This is a genomic window from Streptomyces sp. NPDC002306, from assembly GCF_053593435.1.
In genome coordinates this window covers 67,616-83,379 of sequence record NZ_JBSFCK010000015.1, presented here as the reverse complement: position 1 = coordinate 83,379, position 15,764 = coordinate 67,616, and the positions used below count along the sequence as shown (strand labels likewise).

Here is a 15,764-nt window from a genome sequence, read left to right as displayed (position 1 = left end):
CGTCGTACACCCTGACTCAGCGCTGCCCAGGCCGTGTTCCGGGTGTCCGGCGACCGCCGGACACCCCGCCGTCCGCCGCCCGTGCCACAGGTCTCCCGGACGGCAAAAAGGGTACTCATACATGCGTATACGAGCCGGGTGGGTCCTGCTGCCCGCTCTGGCTTGCCTCGTCGCGGGCGCCGTACCCGGCGCCGCGCAGGCATCCCAGGGCTCCGCCACCGCCATACCCGTCACGAACACCGCGTCACCCGCGGCCAAGACGGTTCGCACCCTCACGCTGATCACCGGTGACAAGGTCACCGTCACCCGAGGCGCTGGAGGTGTTCCGGGCGTCAGCGTTCAACGTGGCCCCGGCCGCGGCCACATCGGCTTCGCGGTGTCGCACGAATGGCACGGCGCCGACCATCACATCTCGGTGGTCCCGTCGGATGCTCAGGCCCTGCTGACGGCGGGGAAGCTCGACCCCCGCCTGTTCGACGTCACCGAGCAGCTCGGCGCCGGCTATGACGACGCGTCAAGAGAAACGTTTCCGCTGATCTACTCCAGCCGTAGCGGCAAGTCCGCCGTCGCCCGCGGCGCGATCCAGCAGCACGGCGCCAGGATCTCCCGCACTCTCGACGCCCTGAACGGCGGCAGTTTCGCCCCCACCAAGCGAGACGCCGCATCGTTCTGGACGTTCGTCACCGGAGGACAGGGGCTGCGCGGCCCGCTGAACAAGCTGTGGCTCAACGGCCGCAGCCGTGTCGCCCTCGCCGAGAGCACGGCCATCATCGGCGCTCCCAAGGTCTGGGACAGCGTCGACTCCACCGGTGCGCACATCACCGGCAGGGGCGTCACCGTCGCCGACCTCGACACCGGCTACGACCCGACGCACCCCGACCTGGCGGACAAGGCCGGGACAGGGCAGACCAAGGACTTCACCGACTCCGGGTCGGTGGTGGACGGCAACGGCCACGGCACCCACACCGCATCCACCATCGCGGGCACCGGCGCGGCCTCCGGCGGCAAGTACAAGGGCGTCGCCCCCGACGCCAAGCTGCTGATCGGCAAGGTCTGCACCGACGACGGCTTCTGCCCCGATGACGCCGTGATCAACGGCATGACGTGGGCGGCCGAGGCAGGCGCCAAGGCCGTCAACCTCAGCCTGGGCGGCCCCCCGTACGCCCAGTCCGACCCGCTCACCGAGGCGGTCGACGCACTGACCGCCGAGCACGGCACCCTGTTCGTGATCGCGGCGGGCAACGAGGGCGCCCCCGCGGCCGACTACTTCGGCGGCACCGTGGGCTCTCCCGGCATCGCCGACTCCGCGCTCACCGTGGGCAGCACCACCAAGCAGGACACGCTCAGCGACTTCTCCAGCCGCGGCCCGCGGATCGGCGACTTCGCCGTCAAGCCCGACATCGTCGCCCCCGGCTCGGACATCACCGCGGCCCGCGCCGCGGGCACCACGATGGGCGACCCGGTCGGCACCTCGTACGTCACCGCCTCCGGCACCTCGATGGCGACCCCGCACGTCACCGGGGCCGTGGCGCTGCTCGCCCAGCAGCACCCCGACTGGAAGGCCGCGGACTTCAAGGCCGCCCTCACCAGCGCCGCGAAGGGCCTGCCCGGGCTGACCGCCTACGACCAGGGCAGCGGCCGCCTGGACGTCGCCCGCGCCAGCACGCAGAAGGTGCGCGCCACCTCCGGCAGCATCAGCCTCGGCAAGGCCGACTGGCCGCACCAGGACGTCACCCGGACCGGCACCGTCACCTACACCAACGATGGCGCGGCCGCCGTCACGCTCCACCTGTCCGTCGACGCGTACGGCCCCAGAGGCCAGGCCGCGCCGAAGGGAGCCTTCGCCCTGTCGGCCGACACCGTGACCGTCCCGGCCGGCGGCACCGCCACCGCGTCCCTCACCGCCACCGTCGACGGCACGATGGCGGGCGCCTACGGCGGTTCGATCGTCGCCGCCACCGACGACGGCACCACCGCCGTCCGCGACGCCTTCGGCATCTACGCCGAACCCCTCACCCACGGCCTGTCGTTCACGGTCCTCGGGCTCGACGGCAAGCCCGTGGGCGAGGGCACCAACGTCTCCGCCTTCGACATCCGGACCGGCCTGCAGTACAGCGTCACCACCGACGCCGCCGGCAAGGTGGTGATGCAACTGCCGCAGAGCGAGTACGACATCTCGGCGAGCAAGTTCGACCCCGTGGCGCAGACGTCGGTCCTCTTCTCCAAGCCGGGCGTCAACCTCACCTCCGACACCAAGGTCGTCCTCGACGGCAGCACCGCCAAACCGGTCAACCTCACCGTGGACAAGGACCAGGCCAAGAACGACGGCATCTTCGCCAGCACCACCTCTATCAGCGCGGACGGGCGCTACGGCACCCAGAAGTTCGTGATGGGCTTCCCCGGCAGCCGCGTCTACGCCACCCCGACCACGACGGTCACCAGCCACCCGTTCTGGTTCCTCGCCACCCAGCGGTGGAGCGGCACGGTCCCCAAGAGCAGGACCAAGCCGGCCTGGAGCTACGCCTACAACCTCGCCGTCAACACCAAGGGCGGCATCCCCGCCGCCCTCACCCGCAGAATCCACGACAGCGCGCTCGGCCGGGTCGAGGAAACCTACGCCGACCAGGGCGGCAAGCCCCTCGGTGTCCGGATCGACACCCCGGTCCCGACCTACGGCGCGATCACCTTCGTGGACGGCAACCAGATTCCGGTCCCCGGCCGGCAGACCCGCTACTACACCGACGACGCGGCGATCGTCTGGGACCGCACGCTCGGCATGCGCGCCCAGGGCACCGCGGGCTTCGACGAGATCCAGTTCGCGGGCACCACGCGCTTCAAGCCGGGCAAGGCCTACACCCGGTGGTGGAACCATGCCCCGCTGCGCGCCCGGTCGCTGGACGCACTGCGCCTTGAGGACCGGCTCTTCCTCACCCCCGGCCTGTTCTCCACGGCGGGCGAGAACACGGCGACCTACGCGGGCGAGGCCCGGGGCGCCACGGGCTCGTCGACCCTGTACCGCAACGGGGTGAAGATCGCGTCGCTGGACTCCCTCGGCCAGTTGCAGACCGCCGTCCCCTACGAAAAGGCCACCTACACCCTGACGTCGACCGGCACCCGCGAGGTCGGCTGGTCGACCCTGGGCAGCAAGGCCTCGGCCACGTGGACCTTCACCTCCGGGCGCCCGAGCAGCCCGTCCATGACCGAACTGTCGCTTCTCAACGTCCGCCTCGACGGCCCGGTGAACAGCTCCAGCAGCATCGCCGGTGGCCGTACGTACGACTTCACCGTGGCGGCCGAGCGCGGCGGACCGGCGGCCGTCACCTCGCTGGGCCTTCGGATCTCCTTCGACGACGGCAAGACCTGGAAGACCGTCAAGGTCCGGTGCGGCGGCGACCGCGGCATCGCGAAGCTGGCGCTGCCGTCGGCCGGCGGCCACGCATCGATCCGCCTCACCGCCAGGGACACGGCGGGCAACGCGGTCGACCAGACCGTCATCCGCTCCTTCCGGGTGACCCCCAGGCGGTAGTCGCGCCCGAGCAGTACGGCGGCCTCCGCCGACGGCCCACCAGCCGTCGGCGGAGGCCGCCTCCTCGTTACCCCGGATTCCTACGCCGTGCGCGCAGCACAGTGCCATGCACCTACGGGACGGTTTGCCGAAGGGGGGCGTTCCCCTCTGCCGCGGCGGGCGATGTCATTGCCGTGTCGTACTGTTCGCCCGCATACAGTGATCCGCCCTGCCCAGGAGAGTCCCGTGTCCCCTGTCGTTGCCCGTCTGGTCGCCACGTTGACCGCGCCACTGTCCGCGTCGGAGGCGAGGGCACCACGGTTGTCACGGTCGGCTGGTCGTACGGTGTTGTTGCAGCGCGGCGACCGGGAGGCACTCTGGGTCCCCCTGGACGACTCCTACACGCTCAGTTCTGAAGATGCGTCGGTCAGGTTTCCGGCGCCTTGGCCGCAGCGGCGGGGGACCTGGGCCGTGGCGCCGGACGGAGGCCTCGCCGTCTTCGCGGGCGTGCACGCGCTACGGGCGGTGGAGCCGTCGGGAATCCTGCGCTGGGAGATCCGGCACGGGTGCTGGTACGGCGCCTGCCTGAAGATGCACGAGTCCTACGAAGAATATGGCGACCAGCCTGATCACAAGTATCTGGAGAGCGGTTCGGCCGGGTTCTCGTCGGACGGCCGGCTGGTGTGGGCACATGTGCGTGGCCCGCTGCCGGAGGGCGAACTGGCGGACGGGGTGATTGACGAGTGGCTGATTGTCTCGGCTGACGACGGTCGGGTGCTCGCTCGGGTGGACGCCCGCGCCGCGGCGGCCGGAAGCGATCACCTGGCCCATCCGGACCCGTGTCAGATGGGGCTGAGTATCGGGGAGGGCCAGGACGGAGCGCCCCTGCGCTGGGGGCGCTGGGACGGCCGGACCCTGACCGTGAACTACTTCGACACTCAAGACCTCGCGCTGATCGGGCTGAACCCGTCGGGCGAGCGCTTCATGACCGTGTCCCATGACCAGGACACGCTCGCGGTGCACGACACCGCGGACGGGTCGATCCTCGCGCGGTGGGACGTCGAGTCCGATGTCCCGCGCCATCCGGAAGCCGAACCCGAGAACGACGAAGCCTGGTCCGCCTGGGACTGGGCCGGCGGCTTCCTGGACGAGACCACCCTGATCGCCGGGACCGTCGAGAGCGACGAGGAGTGGGGTGAGGGTCGCCACTGGCTGCTCTCGACAGGACAGCAGCCCCCCGAGCAGATCACGTACCCATTCCCTGTGACGAGCGCCGCCCAGGCCTTGGCCGACGGCACCTGGTACACATACGCGACCTCGGACTTCGGAGTCATGCACATATGGACCCGCGCCTGAGTCTTTTCTCGTTGATGACGCTGTGTGGTCGTCGTCGGCCGGAGTTCGGGGGAACGCTCTCGACGTCGTGAGCGGTGTTGCTTAGGATCACGGGCACGGCATCGCGTGTCGGTCACCGACTGGGTGAGGCATGGAGGTGCCCGTGAGATTGCCTTGCGGAGGCATTCCACAGATGTCAGTCGAGTTGAATCACACCATCATCCATGCCCGGGACAACCGGGAGTCGGCCGAGTTCCTGGCGCACGTCCTGGGGCTTGAGATCGGGACCGAGTGGGGCCCGTTCATTCCCGTGGCCACCGCCAACGGGGTCACCCTGGACTTCGCCTCCGTCCCGGCGGAGTCGATCGTCATGCAGCACTACGCGTTCCTCGTCTCTGACGAGGAGTTCGACACGGCCTTCGCGCGTATCCAGCAGGCCGGGATCACGTACTACGCCGATCCACATCTCAAGCAGCCTGGAGAGATCAACCACCACCATGGTGGGCGCGGCCTGTACTTCATGGATCCGGCTGGGCATGGCATGGAGATCATCACGCGGCCCTATGGCAGCCACGAGGGTACGCCGACACTTTCGTGAGGCAGTGGCAGGCCAGGGAGTGCCCTGGCCTGCCATTCGGTGTCGTAGGTCAACTGCCATGGGGACGCGAAGCGCTCCTCTTCGGCTGCGGCCGCAATACGGCTGAAGGCACCAGCGGCCGCCCCGTCAAGCCGCTGAAGTGGAACCGCGATCGAAATACGGCGGCCTCATCGCCCAAGCACCTGCTGAAGGCCAGTCAGTCCCGCAATTCCGCCTCACGCTCCTCCAGCCAGTCGCGCACACTCGCGAGCACTGCTTCCCGGCCGGACAGGTAGCGGACGGTGCCCGGCACCCGCGCTTCGGTGGTGCTGGTGATCCGGGCCCGCAGCAGGGACGTGCCGGGCTCGCACCACACCGTGACGAGCAGGATCGCGGTCGGGGTCCGCAGGACGTCGCTCATGCCGCTCCGCTCGTCGCAGGGAGACTCGGGGTGCGTCGGGACCAGGGTCGGGCTGCGGTGTCACCCGACCGTCAGCCGTCGGTCACCAGGCGGTCCGGCAGCATCGAGGCGAACGAGGGTGAGGGGGCGATACCCAGTTCGTCGCGGAGCAGGTCCTTGAAGGCGCGGTAGTGGCGGATCGCCTCCACCACGTTGTGCTCGGCCAGGTGGATGGCGACCACGGCCCGATGGGCGCTCTCGCGCAGCGGCTCGACGCGGACGCTCTCCAGCGCTGCCTCGAGGGCGAGGGCGCTCCGGCCCTGCGCGACGAGCCGGTGGGCGAGAGCGTCGAGAGCGTGCAGGCGGAGCTGGCGCAGGCGTTCGCGTTCGAAGACGATCCAGTCCTCGTCCCAGCCGGGGAGCAGGTCACCGGCGAAGAGAACGCGTCGCCCCGGATCGGGAGGCGGGTCCGAGGGCGCGTCCATCGCGTCCGCAAGAGCGGTCGGCGCGCCGATGCAGTGCAAGGCCGACACCCTCAGGTCACGGACGTCCACCGCGACGGTCTCGCTGAGCGACAGCGTGTCGCGCTCGCTGCGCACGAGCGGCTCCCGCCCCTGGTGCAACCGCCACAACACCGTACGCAGACTGCCGTGCGCCCGTTCTTCCGTCACCTCCGGCCACAGCGTGCCCGCGACGACCGCGCGGGTGCCGTGCCGGCACAGGGCGAGGTAGGCGAGCAGCCGCTGTGCGCCCGCCCCGAGAGCGACGACGGTGGGGCCGTAGGCGAGCGTGAACCGGCCGAGCAGGCAGAGCCGGGGACTGAGAGCGGTGAGTGACGGATCTGCCGTCCAGCCTGTCGATGCCATGACCCTCCCCCTGGAGCATGCGCTGACCTGCCCTACGCAACTGCACGTCTGTGGTCCGGCGCATCGGGGAACTCCCCATGTGCCGCTGCTTTGACGAACGTCGAGACAGGTGCGGCGGTGATACCGGATCGGCCCACGTCGGGTCTCGTCCGTGAGGCATTCCGGTGACCGGCCGACGGGCCGCACAAGGGTGGCGGGGGATCGGGGCTTCAGGGACGTGACGGCTGTGGTGGGCGCGGCGACGGCGGAACGGACACCGAAGGCCGGGTCGACGGCCTTGTCGGGCCGAGCCCACAACGTGCCTTGAGAGAACCCATGTTGGGCGTTCCCAACGCAGGGCCACTGCCTGGCCCGCGCCGGATTCGTGGGGTGACGCACTGGTGACGACGGGGTGACAGCCGTCTCCCTACGGTGCTCCAAGAGGAGGTTCACCATGAGGCGGGAGCACGAGCTCACTCAGGCCCTGCGGTCCGCGCTGCGCGACGAGTACGCGGTCGCGGGCGAGTACGAGATGCAGGAGGCCCTGGACAGCATTCTGGACGCGATGAGCCCGGCCGAGGCGTTCAACTTCGGCTCCGCGCTCAACCGTATCGCCAAGGACGCCGGCAAGGTGCTGGCCGATCCGACGTTCGCGTCCGTGGCCGGGGCGGCCCTGCCGGCGCTGGGCGGCGTCGCGGGCAGCATGGTCGGCGGCCCCCTCGGCGGTGCCGTGGGCGGTCGGCTGGGGACCCTCGCGGCCGGGGCGCTCACAGGCGGCCGCGCCGCGCCTCGTGCGGCGGCCGGGCCCCCGGCTCCCGGTCCGCCGGTCGTTCCGTCCGTGCCGCTCACGGCTGTACCGCCGGGCGTCGTACCGCCGGCTGCGGTCGCCGGGGGGTCGCACGCTGCAGCGAAGGGTCTGGTGCTCAGCCAGCACCAGGACGTCCTGCAGAGTCTGCTGTCAACCGCTCTCGGCGCCCAGGGCCGCAAGTCCGTCAGCGGCATCCCCAACGCCCAGGTGCTGTCGCAGCTGAGCCGTCTCTTCGCGGAGGCGGCCGCCGACGCGGACGCGTTGATGTACCTGGAGCGGGGGTCCGCTGACGCGGAGGCGATCGGGGAGGCCGAGTCACCCGATGCGCTGTACGCCGATCTGCTCGGCGCGGACAACCTCGAACTGTCCGAAGCGGCCGCCTGGGAGGGGCTGTACTGATGGACACCACGGAGCTGGACAACGTACAGGCGCTGTTCGAGCGGGTCCGTCCTGATCCCGCCGGGTTCGCCCAACGGCTGCTGATGCAGGTCATGGCGAGCTGGGGCGACATACGCATGCCCGACCCCACGACCTTCTACGCCGATGTCGAGCAGGACGACGGGCTGGTGGACCGGACCGTCGTGACACAGGTTCAGCCGTCCCCCATGTACGACGGGTTGGCCGACACCAACATCCTCGTCTCCGCCGCGCTGGGGGCCTGCGAGTGCTGGGGCCTGGTGTCGGACTGCGAGGTCTGCGGGGGAGCGGGCACGCCGGGCTGGATGCTGCCGGATCCGGAGCTGTTCGCGGAGTTGGTGGGACCGGCCGTCGCGCGCATGTCCGCGGCAGCGGGCGGCGGCGCGGAGTCAGGACATAGCGGCAACAACCATCGATCATCACAGGGAGTGGACCGATGAGTGAGGCAGCGTTCGAGGCCCTGGAGGCGGAAGCCTACGAGGGTGACGCCGAGGCAGAAGCCTACGAGGCGGAAGCGTACGGAGACGCATGGGGCGACGCCGGCTGGGACGCCTACGGCGAGGCGTCGCGCGCGGAGCAGCGCCGGCGGCGCCAGATCGTGGACGCCCGGCGGAGGCAGCGGCAGCGGCAGGCGCCGGCCCGTCGGGCGCCGCAGCCGCCGCAGGTGCCGCCGCGGTCCTCCGGGCGGCCCAGTCCGGCCACCGTCAGGGTCCGTGCGGTGGACCTCGAGAACAAGGCGGAGCTGGACTCCATGCGGCGGGCCATCGACGAGGCCAACCGCCGGGCCACCCGGTCCATGTACTCGGCATTGGCCACGGGTGCGGTCGGCCAGGCCCTGGACACGTACCAGGAGACCCTCGCGGACCATGAATTCGTCCGGGCCGCGGCGCGCTTCGCACCCCTCGCCCTGCTTCCGGGCGACCAGAACAAGAAGGGCGTGGAAGGGTTTCTGCTGCACCCGGCGTTCCTGAGCGGCGCACTGATCGGTGGCATCTTCCTCGTAGGGAAGTTCACGAACTCCAAGCCAGGTGTGGCCGACGTCCGGGTGAGCCCTAACAGCGTCCAGGCGAAGCAGACGGGCAGGTTCGTGGGCTACCCGGTCGACAAGGAGGGCCGGACGCTCTCCGATGTCACCGTCACCTGGGAGTCGACCGACCAGGCCGTGCTGAAAGTTGACCCGGTCACCGGGGAGTACAAGGCGGGTGACGAAACGCGTTCCGTGACAGTGATCGCGAGCGCCAAGGACGTACGGATCCCCATCACCGTCACCGTCGTTCCGGCACCCGGATGGGGGCTGGCCATGCAGTCGGTCGGCGACCCGTCTCAAGGCCAGGGCCCGGCGACTCAGGACCAGGGCCCGGCGACTCAGAACCAGGACACGGCGACTCAAGGCCAAGACACGTCCCAGAATCCGTCCTAAGACAAGAACTGACCACCGGCCGACGATTGCGAGGGCATAGTGGATCCCGCTCTGTGGGAGGAAGTGCTGCGGGCCGAAGCGGGGGCCGACGCGGACCGCGAGGTCGAGGCGGTCGTCCGGTTCCGCGAGCCGGGTGTCGAGGTGCCTGGCGTGCGGGTCGTCTCCCGGTTCGGCACGGTCGCTACTTGCCGGATCCCGATCTCGGACATCGTCGCCGTACGGGCCCGGCCCGAGGTTCTGAGCGTCAAGGCGGCCCGCGGCGTCGTTCCCGGCCGTGAGCCGGACGCGGCGGTGCCCGACAGCCCAGGGGCGCGTCCGCTGCCTCGCCGCGCCGACCTGCGGCGGGGGCCGCTGCTCGGGCCGACCGGGGCGGGCGTGGTCGTCGCGGCGGTCGACTGGGGCGCGGACGTGGCCAGTGCCGCGTTCCAGCGGCCGCCCGACGCATTGGATCCGCAGTCTCCTGTCACGCGCTTTCTGGGTTTGTGGGATCAGCGGGAGCAGGCCGCCGGTTCCCGGCCGGACCCCTACGGTTACGGACATGTGCACAGCAGGGCGGAGATCGACCGGGCCCTGCGGGACCCCTGGCCCTATGAGCGACTGGGGTACCACCCGGCGATCGCCGATCCCAGCGGCCGCGGGTCGCACGGGACCCGGGTTTTGGACATCGCGGCCGGCAACGGCCGGGCCGGCGGCCCCGCGGGAGTCGCCCCCGACGCGGAGCTGCTCTTCGTGCACCTCGCCGACCGTCGTACCGGCGGTGTCGGCAACTTCGGTGACTCCGTGCGCCTGCTGGAGGCGTGCGACTGGATATTCCGTACGGCGGGCTCGCATCCGTGTGTGATCAACATCAGCGCCGGCCGTATCTGCGGTCCCAAGGACGGCACCACCCTCGTCGAGCGCGCCTTCGACGAGCTGCTCTCCTCGAGGACGGGCACGTTCATTGTGAACACCGCCGGCAACTACCTCCAATGGCGAGCTCACGCGCGCGGCACCCTCGACGCAGGCGAGACGCACCAGTTGACCTTCGTCGTCCATCCGACCGACGTGACCACCAACGAGGTGGAGATCTGGTACGACGGCCGGGACGAGTTCGCCGTCCGGCTCAGTCCGCCAGGACGCACCGCCACACGCTGGGTGGGCCTGGGCGAGCGGGCCGACATCCGGGTGGACGGCCGGGTAGTGGGGCGGGTCTACCACCGGGCGAACGACCCCAACAACGGGGACCACCACATCGTCGCGTACATCGACCCGGTCGGCTGTGCGGGCGACTGGACGATCGCGCTGGAGGGCCGCCGGGTGGTCCGCGGCCGCTACCACTCCTTCATCGAGCGGGACGACCGCTGCCCCGGCTGCCAGACCCGCTTCACCTCGCACGACAGCGACCGGGCCACGACTTTGGGCGCGATCGCCACCAGCAGGCTGCCGCTGGTCGTGGGTGCCTACGACGCCCATGACCCGGCCCGGCCGCCCGCGGGGTTCAGCAGCGCGGGCCCCTCGCGGGACGGGCGCCGCAAACCCGACCTCGTCGCCCCGGGGGTCGCCGTGCTCGCCGCCCGGTCCGCGCCGCCCGGCACCGACCGCAACACCGGCCTGCTGGTCCGTGGAAGCGGTACGAGCTTCGCGGCACCGCACGTCACCGGTGCCGTGGCACTCTGCCTCGAGGTCGCGGGCGGCCGGCTCGACGCACGGGACATCCGCGCGCTGGTCCTCGGAAGCTGTGATCCGCCGGCGGGGGCCGATTCCCGGTTCCGGCTGGGCAGCGGGTACTTGAACATCGCGCGTCTCGTCGCCGACGCCGAGGAACTGGTCGCGGCCAGGGGCGCCGGAAGGGCACCGGCCGCTGAGGACGACGTACCGGCCGAAGACTCGTACGACGACGTGGTGCTGCTGATCAGCGAGAACGAGAAGCCCCGTGACGTGGCGGAGTACTGGGCCCGCCAGGTCCGGGCCGGCCGGACCGGCTGGGGGCACCCTCTGTCGGAGCTGGAGCGCGGGTACATCGAGGCGTTCATCGATCCGCGGACGCCCGGACTGCTGCGGATGCGCGCGCCCGTCGACCCGGCGCGTCTGACCGCCGACGAACGCACGCGGGCCGACGCCTGGTTCGGGGCGGGCCCCCCGAGCGCCGCCCGGTACGCGAACTACGAGAACCGCCGCCGTATCGTCGCCAACCACGTCGACAAACACCCGGCCACCCTTCGCGCGGAGTTGGGGCTCCACCGCGTGGTGCGGGACGTCGACCCCCTCCACTTCGCGCTGGAGCGGGGCTGGCAGAGGGGCGGCGGCTGGGAGTTGTTCACCGGCGACCACGTTGCACAGCTCGGCGCGGCCGGGGAGTTTCTGCTCTCGCTCGGCGTGGTGTACGGGGTGGGACGGGCGCTGGGTTCAGGGCGACCGGTCCCGGCGCGCCCGGCTCCCACCGTGCGGTCGCGTCCGCTGACCGACCCGGTCTGGGACCTGCCCCCGCAGGGCGGCGGCACCTGGATCGACGGCCGGTGGTACAGCGAGCACGCCCTGGAGCGGATGGCGCCCGACATGGCCCAGGTCCGGGCCGAGTTGGGCGCCCGGACCGCCGCCCGACTGCGGCCCCTGGGCATCGGCCCGGACCATCCGGCGTACGCCCCTGTGATGGCACGGGCCCTGAAGAGGATCGATCCGAGGGGCGTCCCCCCGTCCGTGGTCGAGGCCGAGATCGCCCGGCCCGGATCGACCGGGGTGAAAGTTGTCACCGCCCGTCGCGGACAGGTGGTCGCGAGCGTCGTGCCCCGGCGATAGGGGCGATGTCCTGGGGCACAGCACCTCTCGTACCGAAGGAGCCGAGCATGGAGTCCGAGGACGCCGTCGTCCTGCTGCGCGCCTTTCCCGCGGCCGCGTACCGCGAGTACCTGTATCGCCCGAACGGCCGCCTCGCACGCTGGATCGACGACAGGTTCGAGGTACTGGCGGCGCCGGGCCGCGCAGTCCGCCGGGCGCCGCGTGCGGGGGACCTCCTCATCGAGGTCGCGCTGGGCCGGGCCGGCCACGGCCGATGTGTTGCCCTCACCCCGGCCCAACTCGCTGAACCGGGCCTCGCGCGGGGGCCGTTCACGCCAGGGCGCCTGTTGCTGCGCCCCCGGGGGCGGGCCGAAGTCTCGGAGCCGCTGCCCGTCGAGCCGGCCGTCGTCGCAGCGGACCGCCGCCGTGAGGATCCGCCGTCGGGCGAATTCCCCGTCCACGAACACGACTTCGGTGACGAGGTCGGGCCTGGCACATCCGTGCGGCGCGACACGGCCGCGGCCGTTGCGCCGTTCGGCGAGACCGAACGCGCCCGGGTGGCCGACTCCCTGCTGTCCGCCCGGGCGTCGGCCAAGGCGGTGGCCTGGACCCGCCGGACGCACTCCGCGGTGTCGGGGGTGACCGTCGAGGAGATCCGCGCCGCGCTGCGCGACTACGTCGACCCCGCGGCGGTCCAGTTGGCGCTCGACCGCCGCAACAAGCGGCAGCCCGGCGAGGCGGTCGACGCGTCGAGCCCGGACACCGACGCTGTCCTCGTCGAGTGCGTGCACCAGTTCCAGATCAAGTGCTACTGCGACCGGCGGGAGCACGACGGGCAGGCCGGGGAATCCACCCTCGACAGTCTGGGGCTGATCGTGCGGTCCGGCTCCGGTTTCCGCGGCGCCGACCGGGGCAATGCCGCAGCGCTCAAACGGCTGCACGCCGTCGACGACAAGACCTCGCTCGCGTCCCTGACCTCCAACGAGTTCACCCCCGCCACCTGGTTCGACGCCATGACAGACCCGTCCGTGTTCGGCTGGCGGACGAAGCACGGCCACGGGCTGCACGTCCTGCTGGTCCGCAGGCTGCGGAAGGCGGAACGCCACCTGCTCTCGCTCCCGGCGTATCGCGGCATGACCCCGGCCGCGCTCGGTGCGACGCTGGAATTGAAGGAGCGGCACGGCGGTGCCCGGCCAGGCGCGTCGACGGGCAGTGTGCACACCTTCGGACTCGCCCTCGACATCGCTTTCAAGGCGAATCCGTGGATCCACCGTCCGACCAGCTGGCAGGCCGTGCGGCACGCGGCCCTCCTGATCTCCGGGACCAGGCTCGAGCACAAGAGCGCTCCGGAGTACTTCTCACAACTGGGCGCCGCCCGCGACCGGTCCACCGAGCGGATCTGGGAGGAGGTGCGCCGGCGCAGCGACGAACTCATCGCCTACTTCGCCCTGGGCCAGGACACGGCGAAGCTGCGGGCGGCCCTGGAGTCCGGGCGGTCGAACGGAACGGCGGGGCTGGTGGGCCAGGGCCAATCCCTCGACCAGGCCACGGCGACCTGGCGGACCCGGATCGAACAGGACCGCGGCAGCCTGAGGCAGAAGGACAGCGACTTCTGCGGCCATGAGCCGCCCGGCCGCGGCTTCCTCACGCTCTCCCGCGACCTCGTCGTCGCGTTGCGCGACCACGCCTGCCTGGCCTGGGGTGCGGTCGACCTCGGCCCGGGCGCGAGGGGAAGCGGCGACATGATGCACTTCGACGCGCGTATCGGCGGAGTCGGGGAGGCCCTTGCCCGAGGTGTCAACTTCGTGCCCGCCACGGGACATCCGTGCCTGCCCGCACCGGCGCGGCCGGCGGACGCCGAGGCGGCCCCCGTCGGCGCTCCCGAGACCACCGGCCATCTGGGTGGCAAGCTGTGGACCTTCGTGTCCGCGACGACCGCGCTGCCCGTGGCCGTGTTCTGCCCGGAGCGGGCGCTGTCCGGGCAGAGCGTCGAGGTCCTGGTCTTCGCGCACGGTCTGTTCCACGGTTGCCCGTTGCCGGGACAGGCTCCCGCCGGATTCGTGACCCACCGGCCGTTCGCGCTGGGCGCCCCCGTGCACGCCTCGGGGCGTCCCCTGGTGCTGGCCGTGCCTTTGCTGGACTGGGCCCACCCCGGCGGTGAGCATGCCTTCGGCAGGGGGTTCGAGCGCCGGCACGCGCTGGGCCGGCCGGAGCGGTTCAACCGCCTGGTCGACGAGGTACTGGATCAAGTGGGCCGGGTACGCGGCACCGTGTCACCGGCCCTGACGAACCTGCTCCTCGCCGGACACTCGCGCGCCTACGATCTCCTGGAGCCGCTCGCCGAAAGCCGACGGGATCCGGCGATGCGGCAGGGCGCCCTCGCGGAACTGACCGGCGTCTGGGCGTTGGACACCACGTACGCGGGATCGGTCGGGACCTGGACCGACTGGTTGGAGGCCGACCCGGATCTGCAGGTGCACTGCTTCTACCGGCCGGGCTCCCGTACCGCGGACGTCGGCGACAGGTTCCATCGCGGTCAGCGGCCCCGTCTGACCGTGACGCGCGTGAGCGAACCGCACTGCGAGGTACCGGCCGTACGCCTTCCCGGCCTGCTCGGCCCGGCACCTGGGCCGACGGACGCGGAGGCGGCGCCCGTGTCGCCCGTCTCGTCGCCGACCGCGGAGGAACTGACGCTGCGCATCGCCCGCTGCATCGGCGTCTGGGAGACCAACCGGGGCCGCGACTACCCCCTGCCCAGGGAGTCCACGCTGGACACGGTCGCAGGTGTGCACGCCAGCATGGCCACCATCGAGCAGGCCACCATGCCGTACGCGATCACCGTGCTGCGCCGGCACAAGGCGCTGCGCGACCGGGCGCGGCCCGCGCTGACCTTGAAGGAGCTCAACGCCGCGGGCGCCCGGGTCACCGCCGTGGCCGGACTGCTCGCCTTGGTCGCGACCGCTTGGGGTCCCGGCATCGCACCGGACCCGTTCGTCGCGGCTCACCGTCGGGACATCACGGCGACCGGCCTCACCGACGACGACGTCAGGACCATGTTCCGGGCGGAGGCGCTCAGGGCAGCCCTGGGCCGGGTACGGAAGGAGGCGGAGGTGGCCGGGCAAGCCGCTGCGGACAAGGCGGCGCGGGAGAAACGGTCCGCCAAGGAGCAGGAGGCCTCCGCCCTTGCCGCACGGCGGGCGTGTCTCACCGCCTCGCTCGCGGCTCTTCCCGCCGCGGACCGGCTGGGCCTGGGCGAGGCCAGCTTGCGGGCCTACGCCGAGAGGCCGGCCCTCTGGGGGGAGAACCGTGCCGGCTGGCAGCGCAGGGCGGTGGCGGCGATGCCGGACGACGTGGGTCGCCGTATCGAGGCCGTGGCGGTGTCCGAGAACGGCACCGCGCTGGTGATCCCCACCGTCCGCGGCAGGGTCATCGCGCAACTCGCCACGTCACCCGCTCCGGCCACGGAGACCGTCGTACGGGCGGTGGCCCAGCAGAACAACCCCCACGAGCCGGAGTACGGCCTGCACGTGTGGCAGACCTACCAGAGGCTCTATCCGTGACGCAGCGAGGGAGAGGCACAGTGCCGGCCGCGCGTGCGACTGCGAAGACGCGTGCCGACCGTGACGACCCGCCCGCTGCCATTCTTGCGACGCGCGCAGCCGGAGGCGGGTGTTGCGTCTTGGTGCCATGATCCGCCCGCACT

The 15,764-nt window shown here is 71.4% G+C and carries 10 protein-coding genes; 8 read left to right on the top strand and 2 right to left on the bottom strand.

Annotated features, from left to right (window positions below; genetic code table 11):
• Window positions 1–121: 121 nt before the first annotated feature.
• From ACWCQK_RS26400 to ACWCQK_RS26390, 3 genes are all read left to right on the top strand, one after another.
• A complete protein-coding gene (locus ACWCQK_RS26400; protein WP_451158926.1) occupies window positions 122–3,526 on the top strand; it encodes a S8 family serine peptidase in 3,405 nt (1,134 codons plus the stop codon).
• A gap of 450 nt (window positions 3,527–3,976) precedes the next feature.
• The gene (locus ACWCQK_RS26395; RefSeq protein WP_451158924.1) at window positions 3,977–4,861 is read left to right on the top strand and encodes a hypothetical protein; all 885 of its coding nucleotides are present in this window, start codon (window positions 3,977–3,979) and stop codon (window positions 4,859–4,861) included.
• A gap of 172 nt (window positions 4,862–5,033) precedes the next feature.
• Window positions 5,034–5,438 carry a VOC family protein gene (locus tag ACWCQK_RS26390; RefSeq protein ID WP_451158922.1) on the top strand — a complete coding sequence of 135 codons (405 nt, stop codon included), beginning with the start codon at window positions 5,034–5,036 and terminating at the stop codon, window positions 5,436–5,438.
• A 196-nt stretch (window positions 5,439–5,634) separates the two neighbouring features.
• Here the strand turns inward: ACWCQK_RS26390 and ACWCQK_RS26385 are convergent, their stop codons facing one another.
• Together ACWCQK_RS26385 and ACWCQK_RS26380 are read right to left on the bottom strand one after the other, a co-directional pair.
• The gene (locus ACWCQK_RS26385; RefSeq protein WP_451158920.1) at window positions 5,635–5,838 is read right to left on the bottom strand and encodes a hypothetical protein; all 204 of its coding nucleotides are present in this window, start codon (window positions 5,836–5,838) and stop codon (window positions 5,635–5,637) included.
• Between the two features lie 71 nt (window positions 5,839–5,909).
• Window positions 5,910–6,683: an AfsR/SARP family transcriptional regulator gene (locus ACWCQK_RS26380; protein ID WP_451158918.1), complete on the bottom strand. Its 774-nt coding sequence runs from the start codon at window positions 6,681–6,683 to the stop codon at window positions 5,910–5,912.
• 433 nt (window positions 6,684–7,116) lie between these two features.
• Between ACWCQK_RS26380 and ACWCQK_RS26375 the strand changes: the two genes are divergently transcribed.
• The 5 genes from ACWCQK_RS26375 to ACWCQK_RS26355 are packed head-to-tail and all read left to right on the top strand — an operon-like array spanning window position 7,117 to window position 15,621.
• A complete protein-coding gene (locus ACWCQK_RS26375) occupies window positions 7,117–7,869 on the top strand; it encodes a hypothetical protein (RefSeq protein WP_451158916.1) in 753 nt (250 codons plus the stop codon).
• Complete coding sequence (locus tag ACWCQK_RS26370; RefSeq protein ID WP_451158914.1) at window positions 7,869–8,327, top strand: hypothetical protein; 459 nt, start codon at window positions 7,869–7,871, stop codon at window positions 8,325–8,327. Before ACWCQK_RS26375 ends, ACWCQK_RS26370 begins: the two co-directional genes overlap by 1 nt.
• Window positions 8,324–9,307 (top strand): hypothetical protein, encoded by a 984-nt coding sequence (locus tag ACWCQK_RS26365; protein ID WP_451158912.1) that lies wholly within the window; start codon window positions 8,324–8,326, stop codon window positions 9,305–9,307. The genes ACWCQK_RS26370 and ACWCQK_RS26365 overlap by 4 nt, the downstream gene beginning before the upstream one ends.
• A 39-nt stretch (window positions 9,308–9,346) precedes the next feature.
• Window positions 9,347–12,082 carry a S8 family serine peptidase gene (locus ACWCQK_RS26360; protein ID WP_451158910.1) on the top strand — a complete coding sequence of 912 codons (2,736 nt, stop codon included), beginning with the start codon at window positions 9,347–9,349 and terminating at the stop codon, window positions 12,080–12,082.
• 47 nt (window positions 12,083–12,129) lie between these two features.
• The gene (locus tag ACWCQK_RS26355) at window positions 12,130–15,621 is read left to right on the top strand and encodes a hypothetical protein (RefSeq protein ID WP_451158908.1); all 3,492 of its coding nucleotides are present in this window, start codon (window positions 12,130–12,132) and stop codon (window positions 15,619–15,621) included.
• Window positions 15,622–15,764: the final 143 nt, after the last annotated feature.